The organism is Acinetobacter sp. SwsAc5 (assembly GCF_013391485.1).
GTDB classification, from domain to species: Bacteria; Pseudomonadota; Gammaproteobacteria; order Pseudomonadales; family Moraxellaceae; genus Acinetobacter; species Acinetobacter towneri.
Window position 1 is genome coordinate 68847 of sequence record NZ_JACAXD010000006.1, and the last position, 14755, is coordinate 83601.

The 14755-nt window shown below is 39.7% G+C and carries 12 protein-coding genes; 8 read left to right on the plus strand and 4 right to left on the minus strand.

Annotated features, from left to right (window positions below):
- The first annotated feature begins 10 nt into the window (after positions 1-10).
- Genes lepB through HYG89_RS04965 form a run of 3 tightly spaced genes read left to right on the plus strand, consistent with a single transcriptional unit; the run spans position 11 to position 3339 of the window.
- The gene (gene lepB / locus HYG89_RS04955) at positions 11-622 is read left to right on the plus strand and encodes a signal peptidase I (RefSeq protein ID WP_178866348.1); all 612 of its coding nucleotides are present in this window, start codon (positions 11-13) and stop codon (positions 620-622) included.
- Between the two features lie 9 nt (positions 623-631).
- Entirely contained in the window at positions 632-1744 is a 1113-nt protein-coding gene (traF, locus tag HYG89_RS04960; protein ID WP_178866350.1) for a conjugal transfer protein TraF, read from the plus strand.
- Entirely contained in the window at positions 1744-3339 is a 1596-nt protein-coding gene (locus HYG89_RS04965) for a conjugal transfer protein TraH (RefSeq protein ID WP_178866352.1), read from the plus strand. Before traF ends, HYG89_RS04965 begins: the two co-directional genes overlap by 1 nt.
- A 44-nt stretch (positions 3340-3383) precedes the next feature.
- Here HYG89_RS04965 and HYG89_RS04970 read toward each other — a convergent pair whose 3' ends face one another.
- The 4 genes from HYG89_RS04970 to HYG89_RS04985 form a co-directional block, all read right to left on the minus strand.
- Positions 3384-5156 (minus strand): UvrD-helicase domain-containing protein, encoded by a 1773-nt coding sequence (locus tag HYG89_RS04970; protein ID WP_178866354.1) that lies wholly within the window; start codon positions 5154-5156, stop codon positions 3384-3386.
- A 278-nt stretch (positions 5157-5434) separates the two neighbouring features.
- Complete coding sequence (locus tag HYG89_RS04975; protein WP_178866357.1) at positions 5435-5719, minus strand: hypothetical protein; 285 nt, start codon at positions 5717-5719, stop codon at positions 5435-5437.
- A 9-nt stretch (positions 5720-5728) separates the two neighbouring features.
- Positions 5729-7537, minus strand: a complete 1809-nt coding sequence (locus tag HYG89_RS04980; protein WP_256733931.1) for a type IV secretory system conjugative DNA transfer family protein — start codon at positions 7535-7537, stop codon at positions 5729-5731.
- A gap of 3 nt (positions 7538-7540) precedes the next feature.
- A complete protein-coding gene (locus tag HYG89_RS04985; protein WP_178866359.1) occupies positions 7541-10654 on the minus strand; it encodes a hypothetical protein in 3114 nt (1037 codons plus the stop codon).
- Between the two features lie 53 nt (positions 10655-10707).
- Here HYG89_RS04985 and HYG89_RS04990 point away from each other — a divergent pair, with 53 nt between their 5' ends.
- From HYG89_RS04990 to HYG89_RS05010, 5 genes are all read left to right on the plus strand, one after another.
- Positions 10708-11748 (plus strand): tetratricopeptide repeat protein, encoded by a 1041-nt coding sequence (locus tag HYG89_RS04990; protein ID WP_178866360.1) that lies wholly within the window; start codon positions 10708-10710, stop codon positions 11746-11748.
- A 59-nt stretch (positions 11749-11807) separates the two neighbouring features.
- Positions 11808-12428 carry a hypothetical protein gene (locus HYG89_RS04995; protein WP_178866362.1) on the plus strand — a complete coding sequence of 207 codons (621 nt, stop codon included), beginning with the start codon at positions 11808-11810 and terminating at the stop codon, positions 12426-12428.
- Positions 12429-12493: 65 nt separating this feature from the next.
- On the plus strand, positions 12494-12988 hold the full coding sequence (locus HYG89_RS05000) for a hypothetical protein (RefSeq protein ID WP_178866364.1): 495 nt from the start codon (positions 12494-12496) through the stop codon (positions 12986-12988).
- 9 nt (positions 12989-12997) lie between these two features.
- Positions 12998-14140 (plus strand): hypothetical protein, encoded by a 1143-nt coding sequence (locus tag HYG89_RS05005; protein ID WP_178866366.1) that lies wholly within the window; start codon positions 12998-13000, stop codon positions 14138-14140.
- A 32-nt stretch (positions 14141-14172) separates the two neighbouring features.
- The gene (locus HYG89_RS05010) at positions 14173-14610 is read left to right on the plus strand and encodes a hypothetical protein (RefSeq protein ID WP_178866368.1); all 438 of its coding nucleotides are present in this window, start codon (positions 14173-14175) and stop codon (positions 14608-14610) included.
- The last annotated feature ends 145 nt before the right edge of the window (positions 14611-14755 follow it).

Below are 14755 nucleotides of genomic sequence, written 5' to 3' on the forward strand. Positions count from 1 at the left end.
GATATTAACCATGAATTTAAAACAATCAAAAGCCTATCGAATTGGAGCGTATTTAACTACACCGCTAGTTGATTTTTTTCGCGAAATTTATGAAAAAACAAAAGGTAAAAGGATTGCTGTTCTATGGGTAATCATCCTGTTTTTTACTGTAATCGTTTTTTCAAAATACTACTTTGTGAAATTTTCGGAACAGTATTCGCTTGGTGTTGATCTTAGTAATGTTTCTTCTAATGATCACATCCTATTTCAAGTTCATAAAAAAGCTTTGACCTATGATCAAGTTTTGGTTGGTCAGTACATCATGTTCCATACAAACAAAATGGAACCGCATATCCCTGCCAGTATGTCGATTATTAAGAAAGTGGTCGGAAAAGAGGGGGATCACGTTCAGGTCAAAGGGATGGAATTCTTCGTAAATGGCAAAAAAATGGCAAATCTACGCCCTCAAGCCCTAGAGAAATTGCATAAAACCGAAGCTGAATTACAACGTGATTTTATTGTTTCACCAAATGCTGTTGTGGTACTTGGCTCGTATGAACGGTCTTTTGATTCACGTTATTGGGGTGAACTGCAATTCAAACCTGATGAAAAAATCAATCACGCTAAACCATGGTTATTTTAAGAGGGTTGCATGATGAAAAAATATGCTCTTAATGCAATTGCAGCCACAATTTTAATGGCACAAACATTCACAGTTCAGTCTGCATCAGAACAACGACAAGCTGCTCTACAAAATCAACCGAATACACAAAATTCCCCGAACTTTTACGATAGAAGATCGGAAGGTTGGTACTGGTATGAGGACCCTGAAATTAAAAAAAAGGAAGCCTTGGAAAAGCAGCGTAAGTTGATGGAACAGCAACGTAAAGCAGAAGAAGCAGCTAAAGCCCCGCCTGTCGAGCATAAAAAAGTTGATATCTATGATCCGGCTACAAAACAGTTCAATCAGCCTATCGTAGTACAAGCATCTGAACCGAAAGCTAAAGCTTTATCTGCCGAGTGGTTAAAACAAGTAATGCCTGAAACTTTAATGAGGGCAATTGATAGGCCATTTGAAGATGATGGTAGCCCATCTGCTGAAACTAAAGCTTATATGTATATGCAGCGTTTAACGCTCGATAAGGCGCAGAATTTCTCTAAAGCCGCAACGACATTAACACAAACTGATCCTTTCTTAGATGAAACAGCGCGTGTACCAGTTGATACAGCAACAAATAAAGTTTTCAATATAGCATTAGAGAAAGATAAAGCAGATATTGTTAAACATTTGACATCGTTTACTGGTTTATGGTTTTTCTACGATTCGAGTTGTTCCTTCTGTGTTTCGCAATATCAATATCTTAAAGATTTTAGAATTAAAAATAACTTTAAGATAATGATGATTAGTATGGATGGAAAACGATTGCCGAATATGGACGCAAATGAGATAATCTTACCTGATAGAGGACAAGCGAAACGTCTACGTTTAAGAATAACTCCATCTATTGTAATGGTGGCTCCGCCTAATAACTTTTATGTTTTAAGTCAGGGGCTTATGACTCAAGATTCTCTTTTAACCAAAATCCTTTTAGTTGCGGATCAAACTAATCTATTAACAAAAGAACAAAAAGAGAAACTTGATCCATATTCTAAGGGTGTATTAACCCCTGACCAAATTGCTCGTATGCAAAAGGTTGAAAACGACTTGAATAATGATCCAACAAAGATTGTTGATATTATCAAACAAGCTGTTGGTAACGAATAATGGTAGCTAATATGTTAATTAAACCTAAATCAAAAAATAGCTCGAATTTCCACACAGCATTATCATTTGTTAAGCGTAATGTTTTAGATCGTAATATTAAAACAATTCGCTATAGTTGTTTGATTGCTGCGGCGGTTGGAGCATCGACACAGACATCTGTGACTCAGGCCTATAACCTTGATAATTTCATGGGTGGTATGTATTCAAATACTACCGATGCCGGTTATTTTGAAACACAACAACGTGGCGTGATTAGTGGTGGCAGCATTGTTGCCCGTGTGCCGATCAAACCGATTAATATTGCTCAATTTGACCCGCCGCGAGTAAGTGCCGGATGTGGTGGGGTGAACCTGTTTGGTGGAAGTTTCTCTTTTATTAATGCCCAAGAGCTAACACAATTACTGCGTACAATCGCTCAAAACGCGCTTGGTTTGCTCTTTCAATTAGGTCTTAATGCAATCAGTCAGCCCTTATCTTCACTACTTACAAGTTGGTCTAAGAAGCTTCAAGATATGAACGCAGCTCTTAAAAACTCATGTGAAGCCGCACGTAAATTATTCCAACTTGATTTAAGCGGTGCATCACTTTCTTCAACATGGGATTCCATGAAGGGTGTAATCAGTACAAATACTGGTGAGAAAAAAGACTACTTTACTGAGGTTAAAGAACGCTTCCAACAAGGTTGGAAAGAACTAAGAGGCTCTGACAAAGCTCAAACCACCTCTGAAAAAGCTGCTCAAGAGATTGAATCATCCGGTAACGTAACATGGAGAGCCTTAAACGCATCTGCATCTTATAAGTCTCTAGTTGCTCCAACTGGCGGTAATGAAGATGAAGCTAAATATCTTTTGATGAATATTATCGGTACAGAAATTTTTCCTACAGATAAAGAACAAAATAACTGTCAAGCGGGTCAAGGTAACTGTGAACCTAAGCCGCAAGTATATTCTCCGACTATCACCTTCCAAGATTTGATCTCCCCTGATAAAAACAAAGACAGTATGTTTGTCTGTCAGGCAGGGAACAATACGCTTGCAGAGGATGGATGTTCTAAGCCTTTAAAACCTACATCTTTGTCTAGCATGTTCAAAGGAACAGCTCACATGGTCAATTTAGCCTTCTATGGGCTAGATAGTTCGGATTTGGCTTTGGACTCAAATACAATTGCACAACAAATTGCCGGTCAAAAAGGTTTGGTTGGTAAATCGGGTGTTGCCGGTGCACAGTTATCACAAGATGAATTGCGTATGCTCAATGCTATGCCACATCATTTGGTTCGTTATATGAACGCATTGCGTAATGATCCTGCACAAATGCAGCATGTGGCTGAACATATCCGTGAGTATGTAATTAAAGACATGGCCGTGAACTTGGGTTACACCTTAATTAGTGCAGCAGAAGCAACATTCAACGGTTCAAATGTTAAAGCAAAACCCCCTGCTCATTTCGTAGAAAACATGAAGCGTTTGCGTACTGAAATTATGAACAATCAGCTGAAACCTAACGAAAGAATGTCTTACAACAACGAATTGCAGAAGTACGTGACTTTCGTTGCCAACTCACAATACCATCCAAACTTTACGGTGCGCCGTTAAGATCGATATAAAAAAGCCCTCGATTGAGGGCTTTTTTGTAAGACTTAATCTAAGTTAGTTCTAAGTTTTTCTAGCAGAATGAATAGATCACTTAGACTAGCCGCATACAAGTTACGTTTTGCCCGTGTCACCGCCACATACAATAGACGTAATTCCTCATCATCCATTTCAGTGATCCGGTAGCGTTGGAAAGCCATTTTACTATTTAAAGTACGCAATGGCGCTAAACGGGACTCTACAAATTCTTGATGGTTCCCAAATGGATAAAGTTTCATTTCAGTCGGGAAGGGAAGTGCATTCCAGTTTTCCAAATACACTTCACCATCATCTTTATCTTTCGCACGGCCAGTCCCTTCAAATTTATCTGTCATTAAAGACAGCTCAAAATCATCAGAAATGAGTACGTTATCCCATTCTAGGCCTTTAGCTTTATGCACCGTGCAAATCACTGTATCTGCACTATTTACATCAGTGCTGATCATATCCAAGACGGCGAACACTTCATCAAAATCATTATCAAACTGTTCCAGTAGTCGGACCATATACTGAAAACTGTTATCGCCTTTGTTCAACTCAGCGTATTCGATAACATCCACCCAAGATGCAAAGCATACAAGGTCGGGATGATATACAGGTTCGCCTTTCATGAGACTACGTGCACCGACCATCCAGTTACGGATTTCGCCCACATCAGCTAAAAGCGCAAATCTGCGATCAGGGAAAGCTTGAGATTGTTTTACTAACTCATAGAATGCACCCTTGTTGGTACGGCATAAAATCGCTTCTACTGGCATAGTCTCCGGATGATCTACAACAACTTTGCTGTTGATTGGTTCATGGCCAATAATCGGTAACGATTCACCTAGCAAAGCCAATAATAAATTTGCATGGTTAGCAATTTGCTGACCAAAACGGAAAGATTTAGTTAAACGTACCTCTTGCAAGTCTAAATCTTTAAGCGTATTGATAGCTCCACGCCATCCGTAGATACTTTGATTAGAATCTCCGACATAGATCACCGGAATCTTTTGATTGGCCAGTAATTTAGCCATTAGTTGATCCATATCTTGAGATTCATCCATCATGATGTAATCAAAGCCTGTGATCTGTGGATCAGTCATTGCCCAATACTTCACATATACGTCATGGGAAATATGTAGGTCATTGTCACCAATCAGTGCATTCCAGTGTTTTGTCGCCGTAGGCAATAAATCACTAATCAGCTTTGAAAAAGTTTCCTCATCAAGCCAATTGAGCCTTTTGAAATGTTCTAGGCCCACCTGTTTGCTGTCAGATTTACAAAACACGATGATGGCATCATTGATCAGCTGCATCTTGTATTGAGCTGAGACGAAGCGGGAACCGCCTTTAGCGCGGATTTGCTGATATTTTTCTTTAGAGCAGTCTTTTACCTGATTCAGATAATCTTTGCCATAGGGAATATTCTCATCCCGAAGATCGTAACGCTGCGCCAATTGCTTTGGAAAGATACGTTGATTCTTGATCTTGGATGAAATGTAGCTCGGAACATTCGCGTAGGCGAGTCCATGGAAGGTCTTACATACAACCTTATTGTTAAATTTGCCTTGAGCTTCTTTTGCGATAGCTTTATTGAATGCTAGATAGAGTCCTCTCTTATTCATCAGATGTCCAAGGACATGACTGATCATCACTAAGGTAGAGGTTTTTCCCGTACCGGCGTAAGCAATAATTTTATAGTTCGCTAATTTAATAGCCTGCTCTACGGCGGCTTCTTGTTCTTGGGTGGGTGTTGTATTTAAACCGTGTAAGAACTCTCTAACTTTACTATCTAACATATAATCTATCTCATACTTAGTTCTTCTATATATAACAATATACCACATATAAGCTATAATTCAACCAGTGTGCCTTGTCCATATTTTCCACAAAATCTGTGGATAACTGTGCGGATATTGTTTATTTATTAACCGTTAAGGCAGCTAAACCCGCACCTTAGCAGCAATATAAGAAAATCAATAAGCTTTGCTTAAAAAATGATCAAATATAGAATATTTTTCTTATATATATTTATTTAAAAAAGCCGTGTACCTTTTGGGCCACGGCGCTTTCACGATTATGTCTTACGGTTCATAGCTTTATCGCGCTCTTGTCGTAAATCTTCATTTTTAGGAAAGACGACCGCCCTAGAGACAACCAAGTTCTTCAATAGTTGACCATGAGCCAAGAAAATGTCTTTTATCACCTTCATCCCATAGAGAAGGAAGTAATTAAAAGTAAATTTGGCAGCCGGTACAAAAATATCAGTAATAAACCAAATCAATATTTCACGAAATGGTTTAATGACAATAATGATAAGAAATACAGCTACAGTCGCGATAACAAATAATTCAAAGTTCATACTGGCCCCTTAGCTCACAGAATCTCGTACTACTTGGCGTAGATCAAGACCTTTTACCTCATCCATGTAATAGTGATTGAACTGCACCGGACCAAATTCACTTTCAGCCTTTGGTGTCAGTATGGATAGAGGTACACGTAAGTGATAAAGGTGTGTACCGCCGTAGTAGAAGATACAGTCACCGATAGGGATGTATTTAAACTGCTCTGCCTTGATGTGATAAACTTCTTCATCCCGTTGAGTGAAATTCAATGATCTGTTTGTTCCTTGGTTTTGGATCGGGGAAGTATTCACTTCATCACCACTTGCGGACATACCATCACCAGTGGCAACCGCCCAAGTCGTATCTTTATAAACACCAATTTCTTCTGCTGCTTGTTGCGCTGAAAGTGTTGATAACTGTTTGAAAAATATCTTAAAAAGGGTGTTACCCATAACGATTTCAGACAATGTATCCAAGCCGTCCGGCTTCAAGTTTGCATACGTCTGATAACATGGAGATAGGAAAATACGACTGCTTCGTGACTGCTCAAAGATGCGGCCCCACGACTGGTCAATGTAGGAGCCTGCTTCGTCAGGTATCACCATAAACGGTGGGTTAGGTAGCATGTGCTTCGGCAAACGCTGAAAGTGTGAGATCGCTGTACGCATATCCGCAATAATGATCTTGGCCAATGCAATTGATTGTTCATTCTTGGCCATGGTCGGCAACATGACATAAATGATCTTATTTTGCAGAATAGCTTTTTCAAAATCGATCTCAGGATTATATACATTCATTACACGGCCAAATGAACCTTGGCTGAATTGAGATAAACGTGCTGCAAGACCTGACAGCATGGTTTGGAATTTATTGAAATCAAAAAAGCCTTTGGTGTAGTAGGACTTCATCAACGACAACCAACCGACTGTTTCATCAGAATCAGGATGCTCAATGAGCAGCTTATCTTCGATGTACTTAAACGCATCATAGTCCATGATACAGTTTGTTAAATCATCGAATGAATAAGCCAGTCCGATCCGGTGGAAAGCAGCGAGGATGACGTTAAGTGCAGATAAGGCTGCTGAACGGTAGTGATCCGCGCCGCCATTATTACTGGTGTCCGGCAACAGCATCATGATACGGCTTGCTACTTCTTGGTAGTCACCTTGTAGAATCGGGTTATAGGTATTACTCATATCCGGATTACCGGCATTAATGATCAAAAGGTCAAGTTCACGACCGGCCCAACATGCAAGCTGCCAAATCGCTAAAAGTTCCTTGTTACTCAATTTACCATCGACAAAGATTAGACCGCCGCCGTTGCGCATTTGTTGGCCCATCATGCTTGCTGCCAGTACCGATTTACCTGTACCTGTTGATCCATTGATAGAGATATGCTGACTGATCAAATCGTATGGGATAAAAACTGGTTCACCCGTATCGGTTGTATAACCTACACAGATACCATTTCCCACATTTTCCTCTAATGTGCCTACAGGGTTACTTGATGTGATCTGAAACGGTCGAGCACGGTCCTCATCTTTGATCGGATCAAACATGAATACTTTGTCGTAGAAAAACTTGATCTTGCTATAGAACAGTAAAATTGCGACTGCCGCGCCACAGACTGACATGAAGGCTAACCGCAGATATATACTTTCAATAAAGTATGGGCTTGCCGATATAGCACCCAATACAAAAAACAATAGCATCCAACCATCACGCGCACCGCCTATGGCCAAATGCCGTAAATCCGAGTACGTGAATGTACTCGGTAGCTTCAAAAGTCCAAAAAGCTGATTGAACGACTTATTGAGAAGGGAAAAGGTACTCATAGATTATAGCCCCTCAATCATCAGGAAGTTCACTTGTGTGATTCCATCAGATTCAAATGCAAATAGGTTATTCGAGTATTTGGTGAGTTCAGGTTTTAGATCACCTGAATCTTTATATTGTTCAACGTATGCAAGGAATGAGTTCACTTCCAAACCAATTCTATTCAGCTTGCCCAACATACCTTTAGGGATGATGTAGTGCTGAGTATCTTTATCAAAGCTGATTTTGAGACGCGGCAAATCGTGTTCCATGCTTTGCAGCTTGGTAAACATCTTCTTGAATAAGTCACTGGCTTTGTCTGCATCCCACATATCCATTTCCATTTTCTTGTAGACAGCTTCTTCCATGGACTCTTTGAACTCAATACATTCGATGATAGACAGCTGATCGTACTGGTTCTTTTTGTTCTTGCCGGTGCTCTTGAAATCACTCTTAATTGATTTCCAAAGATTAGATTCACCTTTTTTCTGAAATATCGCCATCTGTTCGTAGACATTAAAGATGCGACCGATATTCTTGTTGGAAATCAGCAAATGCTTACTGTCTTTCGAGTATTCAAAAGTGTCATCAATGTAGTTTTGGCTACGGGCAACGGTCAACAGTTTGATGATGGTCAGATCAATAGTCTTGGCATACTCATTCACAGTGCTACGAGAGTATTTAAGCAAGTAGATATTGTTCTTGTTCTCATGGACAGCAAAGTTGTACTTACGTCCTTTATGATCCGGACTGGATTTAATGACTTCAATTTCTTCATGTTCCGGTGCAATACGCATTTGTAGAACCTGAACATTTCTATCCAAATAATATTCCGCGCTACGTTGAACGGATTTTTCCAACTTACGGCTTGCAATATCAAAATCGGTTTTGTTCGCGCCGTAGACCTTGAGAACGTCCATAGCTGATGCTTTCAAGCGCTCGGCTTCATCATCATCTACATTCAATTCTGTTTTAATCTGATCTGTTGAAAGCTCACCTTGACCTTTAGCAGTTAAGTTATCTGACGGCGCTTTGCTTGGCTCTACTTTAATTGGAGCAGTTGCTACAGCCGTACTAGGTATATCTGCAACCAAGGTATCTGTATTCGCCCCAACAAGCGCATTAATGTCATTCAAAGTATCATCAAGATTTTTGGTTGATCCTTCATTTGCTTTGATGATTTCTTGTTGTACCGCCTTGGTACGCGCTTTCTCAATCTGAGCCTGCTCAATCAGGCTTTGGATTTGCTTAGAGTAAGGGGAGTGTGGGATAGCCCTGTCTTGACTCACACCCATGATTCGAGGAATACCATTTGATTCCTGATTCATTGGCACTAGGTCTTTAAACATTTGCGCCGCATGGATAATCAAGGTGTTTTCAATCGTGATCCCTTGGCCACCTTTCCCAAAATCCCAATAGATAGAGAATAGTTCGCCCTTATCATAGAATTCATAGGACTCTATGAGTTCTGTATCCTTGCGTTTACGCATGGCCAAAAGGCCCATTCCCGTTAATTTCTTGTATAGAGCGTATTGAGCATTGGTGAATTCGTTATTGTTTGCTAGGTGCGGGAATCGTTGTGCAAATATACCGTTAAATTTCGGCACAAATGAATCATAGTCAATATAGACCATATCGTTTTTGATAATACCGATACGTGAATCCGAGTTTTGGGTATTAAACCGGTTCTTTTCGTGGAATAGCTTAGAGATAAGCCCGATCAGGTCACTATCGCTATACTGACTATTCGCCGTTTTTTTCTTCTGTGGTTTTGGTTTCGCCTTAATTGCTTTGATGGTCATGGCTTGACGGAAAAACTCACACAAGGCTACAGCTTCATCCAGTGTGTTGTACTTTTTGCCATCCGGACCGATCGTGAAGGGCATGTTATAACTTGATACACCGGATTCTGCTAAATCTCTGTCACGGTGCACATAGATGTCATACATTCTACGTGCATTAAACAGTACCCGTTTATCACGCAAACTCAATCCAAGCTCGGACTTGTCTAGTTTCTTTTTTTCTTCCTCTGATAGATGTTCAGCAATCTTTGGATCAAGGATGTTTAAGCCACGGTTAGACCGGATTTGCAGCCACGAAGCAAAAGGAAACAGCGCTGTGAAGATTAACAGCTGATAATTAGAGAAGTCATATTCCTTTCTAGGTTTGATATTTGGCGTGGTGGTTTCGATACCACGATATTTGAACTTTGGAATATGAGTCAGGACTTTTTCTAAAGTTTCATCAATTTGTGCACGAAGGCTTGCAGCTTCCGCTTTAAGTGTTATTTCCTTGGCTTGGAACGCTTCACGGGTATAAATCTTCTTACCGCGATAAATTTCATCTTGAGGGTTGTCCGGTTCCTGACTGACGATCACTATTTTGCCTTTGCGGACACCTTCGGCTAATTCATATAGATGATGGTTAATGATGTAGCTGTATAAGGCGTTGAACTGAGTCTGATAGAACAAGATGCCTTTATCAATCGCACGGCTGCTATCACTATCAGATAACTCAGATGGTGCGACATAGCCCTTATTCGCTTCATTGGCGATATCTTCATCAGACTGCTTAACGAAGTCTTTAACATTGTCATTGTCAAGTGAGTCTACTGGCTGATTGATTTTGAGTACCGCGCTCACTTCTGTACCGTATACATCTTCACCACGACCTTCGTTTTTATCAAAGATTTCGTTTTCGGAAAGGTGGGGCGTATTTTCTTCTTGGATTATCAGCTCTTTAACTGCTGTAACAGAATCCATTAATGCTTTGTTTATATTATTTTGAATCGGATTATTTTCATTATATTTTCTAATAACACTGGATTCGACCTGATATGTCTTTGGCAAAACAGGGTCAAACTTCGAGTGACCGCCTACCGTAAACGTCATTCCATCTTCAACAACTTCATGGGTGATTTTATTCTTCACAGCGGCTTTATGCTTTGCGTGGCTTGATGTTATGTATAAAAGGAAGATACAGCCAACGGCCAAAAAGACACACCATCCCATTATCGTAGTTAATGCGACATCTGTGAAAGAAGTTCCTATTTTCCTAGTCTCAAGAACGTAGCCGATCAGCGTCCAAAAGGCTATGACATAGAGCGCTTTAAAAAAAAGTTCAAATGTCTTATACATAGCTTTAAATATAATAATAAAAAATTAATTCTGAATGATTATAGAAAAATATCTTGGATAAATATAGAATCATTTTATTATTAATTAATGGATATATTTTCGTAATGTTTATCCAAAAGAAAAATCTTATAACCAGTTTCTTACTTGGTATCGCTCTTGTAGCGGGTTCATCAGCTCATGCTAATACTCCAATAGCGCCGTCATCCGATAAAATCTTGGAACGACCGAGTTGGCTACCTGAATTACCCAAGCTGAATACACGCGGTTATGCACCGGATTCAACGGTGTATATTGAGCTGCGCAAACGCATTTTGGAAAAGAAAGATAAAAAAGCCGTTGAGGAACTTTATAAACTCGCGAAAAAGAACCATCTGCCTTCTATTGTTCTGATGGGCTATATCTATGACAACAATGTGGGTGTGGTGAAGGTTAATCATGAGACAGCTGCACAATTTTGGGCTGTCGGAGCCAAAGCCGGTGATCCGGCATCCATATATAACCTTGGCATCTTGTATATGAATGGCCGAGGTGTGCCGCGCAATATGGATACAGCTGAAAAACTGTTCTTGATCGCGTCACAAAAGGGGATGCTTGTATCCAACTATGCCCTTGGCCAAATTTATGAACAGAAGATTCAGTATCCTAGTGCTATTTCAGCCTATAAGAAATGTATCAGTGCCAAATCTTTAACTTCATGTAAAACCCGATACGGTATTCTGAATGTTACCCGTGTGAAGCTACGCCCTGATGAAGCTAAAAATATTGTAAACCTTTTGGCCATGGCATCACGGGAAGGCGATTTGGAAGCGGCCTATACACTTGCGCGACTGGCAGCGGAAGGCATTGTATTGCAGCAATCTTATCCAACAATGGTCTACTACCTAGAAGCCATGGTTAAGTATCCGAACTCAACGCCGCATTACAAAAATCTAGCCCTGAAAATGTATAACGCATATAAGCCATCAGCAGAAGATATTAAAAAGGGTAAAGATAATTACCGAATTGCCAATGCCGGTGGTGTTTCAATTGCAGGCTCTTTCCGTCCGATCAACCTCACCAAAACCGTTTTAGATGCAGGGAATATTTTTGAATGATCCTTTCACAATGCCTGTTCTTAGTTTGCGTAAGTAAACAGCATGTTCAATCAGCGATTATGTTGCCGAATACCAAACATATTCAGTCGGCTGATGCTCGAATGAATGTGAAAAACCGGTTGAATGACGTAATCGCTTTTCATAATTCCCAAAAAATTACCACGGGAAAATTAGGCTTTATACCCAATACGGATTTGAAAGTCGGCATCTATGTGAATACACCGTTTCGTCCGGAATCGATTCAGCAGGGTTGGTATCGCTTTCAGAAGTGCCGCAAACGCTTCAATAAATTTGATCTGATGAATGACATGGGTGAGATACCTGAACTGCACCCACGCCAAAAAGATTACTTGGAATCACGCCTGATTACTCATGCTTGGGCAGCATTACATAAAGGCCATGTGGTAGGACTGATTACCTACCCTCTGATTAAGAACACCGTCATGCACGACAAAAATTTTGAGCGTTTTAAAAGCCTTGCTCGTAAAGCGCTTCAAACTGTCGGCTATGTGGTGTCATGTGATGTGGTACTAAACAAGGACAATGAACTTCAAATTTATAACATCCATGAAGAATACGAGAAGAAGCAAAAGACTATCCCGTACTTCACACGTTTACTGCCGACAACTTCTCATTTTAGATTTATCGACTCAACAGAAGAATTGAAAAAAGCGGTTTAACGCTATGACTACAGAAGAATTCAATCTTTTAGTTGTTGGAAAATAATTATACAAAAGAGGATCGTATGAGCTATCTAAGACAGAATATTAACATAGTAAACGCCGTTGAGTCGATGCAGGCCATGGCTGCTAGAATTGCCGATATTCATTATCTGCCGACTGTGGACCCGTATATGGTTCCAAGCAATATCGCTGAAATGTTTGAAGGCATGAATGACTACAATATTAACTTATTAGAAGAACAGTTTTCCGGTTTCGGAAAGATTGCAGAAGGTTTAATGAATGCGGATAGTTTTGATCGGACTAACCTTATCAGTGAATTTATTTCTCAACTGCATCAAAACTGCCAGTATCCATTCCTGATCAAAATTAAGCTGTGTCAGGACATTCATTCAGTAAAACAGAATAGCCAAGGTAAAGTAAACGGCTATAGCGGTACTTGGAATTCATGCTCTTATGAATGGTTTTTTGCCGATTCTATTGAAAATGCGATCAAAATTGCTATCGATCGTGGCCATAAGAATTTGATCCAACATCAGGTTGATCTATCTTTTTCATAAAGGTTCCCCATGAATGATAAGCTGACTACCCAATTTGGATGGTTTAAGATCGAAAAGGTCGGTAGGGTAAACCTCTACTGTGAACAGCTCATGCCAACGGCTGTGGCCAATCTCGTTATAAAGATCAATGAAGTGGTTGCTGATCTTCCTGTAGGTGCAGAAGTATTCCTGACAGTAGACGATCAATCTGTTCGGAATGAGTATGGTGCTAAAATCATACTGGTTCCAACCAACTTAATCGCGCACCGTGATTCAATAACCCCGCAACAGCAAAATAAGATTGATGCGATTATCGTCAGAACTGCGAATGAATACCTTGATCAAGGTTTCTATCGCGGTTACGTCATAGATTATGCTGCAAACTACCTGATTAATAGTGATTCCGATCCGGAGTTAAAGAGCTATTTTGTAAGCCGAGTGCTCAAGAATATACGGAAAAAGCTTGAGCAACCGAAGTTGTCTAAAGAGCAATATATTGAATATTTTAAGTATTACCAAAGTATTTACTTGAAGTATGCTTCATATATTAAGCCTGAGCAAAAAGTCAGTCTGAACCGTAGTTTATCAAAGCATAAAGTCGTCTATAAAAACTATAAAATTCAGCTAAACCGTGCCAAGAAACAGCAAAAGATTAATGCAGCTGTAGAACCACTTATCTTGTCGAACAAAGAAAAGCGCGAGTCAATTAAGGATATAGCAGTCAATTCGGAACATTATAATGGTTTGCTCAAAAATCCATTAAATGCGGCACTGGCGGTCCTGAAAGAAGATGAAAGACTGGCACGACTGGTATATGCCCTGCAAAGCTGTAATGGGAAATCAAAACGTCTGCCACATAATGTAGAAGAACTGAAATTCTTTATAAAATTCGGTCGCACTCCGTTTAATAAAGCGTCTAAAAACAAAAATATGAAAAAGACCATAAGATGTTCTGTCTTAGATTCACAGATCATTACTTCACAACTATTCGCGCTGAAAATTGTGAAGGTTCCTAATCCTCAGAGAAAAGACAAAAAAGGCAGAGTCTTTATCTCTTTTAATTTTCCAAATTTAAAGGAAATGAAAAAAATCATTGATCAATTCGATCAACTGGCTGCATCACCAAATCCTCAACAATCTGTTCAGCCTGCGTTATCTGAGGTTTGTCCATGATTGCCGTTAATCAGGAAAACAAGGACATTACAATGAAACAAATTAAACCATGGTTTTTTGCAACCATCTTCGGCTTGGCTTCTCTTACAGCCAATGCTTTTGCTTCCATACCTATTGGTGTTGCAGCAGAACATGAGGAAGATTTACCGGCTCCTACAGTATTCAGTGAGCCAGACTTTAACTTTACTGATTGTCAAGGCAAGCCCTTTAATACCAAGGACATCAATAACATCATCCAAACTGACGAACAATCTGTCTGCTATGCTCAAGGAATCATGAATACCAAGTTTGCTTTTGATGGTGAAGGCAAGGCCTTGAGATCGGTACTGGAACTATCTGAATCTGAACAGAACCAATTACTCGACAATGCCAAATCAGCTGATCCTAAAGCTGTGTATGCCTTGTTTGTATATATGACTGCGGCTGAACTGCCTGAATATAACTACTTACTGAATTCTAATGTCGAATAAATACGTCATAGCGTAATGATGTTGAAAAAATAGGATTATATGAAAATAAAACTTTTGACAAAATTATTCAGTATGTAATACTAACAGCATATTCAATAAAGTCTGATTTAGTCATTCTTTACGTGGACTTATGGACTTGTATCAT

What these genes read in the sequence shown, in the direction of transcription:
- lepB (WP_178866348.1), top strand. Translation starts at nt 11, where the DNA reads ATGAATTTAAAACAATCAAAAGCCTATCGAATTGGAGCGTATTTAACT.
- traF (WP_178866350.1), top strand. Translation starts at nt 632, where the DNA reads ATGATGAAAAAATATGCTCTTAATGCAATTGCAGCCACAATTTTAATG.
- HYG89_RS04965 (WP_178866352.1), top strand. Translation starts at nt 1,744, where the DNA reads ATGGTAGCTAATATGTTAATTAAACCTAAATCAAAAAATAGCTCGAAT.
- HYG89_RS04970 (WP_178866354.1), bottom strand. Translation starts at nt 5,156, where the DNA reads ATGTTAGATAGTAAAGTTAGAGAGTTCTTACACGGTTTAAATACAACA.
- HYG89_RS04975 (WP_178866357.1), bottom strand. Translation starts at nt 5,719, where the DNA reads ATGAACTTTGAATTATTTGTTATCGCGACTGTAGCTGTATTTCTTATC.
- HYG89_RS04980 (WP_256733931.1), bottom strand. Translation starts at nt 7,537, where the DNA reads ATGAGTACCTTTTCCCTTCTCAATAAGTCGTTCAATCAGCTTTTTGGA.
- HYG89_RS04985 (WP_178866359.1), bottom strand. Translation starts at nt 10,654, where the DNA reads ATGTATAAGACATTTGAACTTTTTTTTAAAGCGCTCTATGTCATAGCC.
- HYG89_RS04995 (WP_178866362.1), top strand. Translation starts at nt 11,808, where the DNA reads ATGTTGCCGAATACCAAACATATTCAGTCGGCTGATGCTCGAATGAAT.
- HYG89_RS05000 (WP_178866364.1), top strand. Translation starts at nt 12,494, where the DNA reads ATGAGCTATCTAAGACAGAATATTAACATAGTAAACGCCGTTGAGTCG.
- HYG89_RS05005 (WP_178866366.1), top strand. Translation starts at nt 12,998, where the DNA reads ATGAATGATAAGCTGACTACCCAATTTGGATGGTTTAAGATCGAAAAG.
- HYG89_RS05010 (WP_178866368.1), top strand. Translation starts at nt 14,173, where the DNA reads ATGAAACAAATTAAACCATGGTTTTTTGCAACCATCTTCGGCTTGGCT.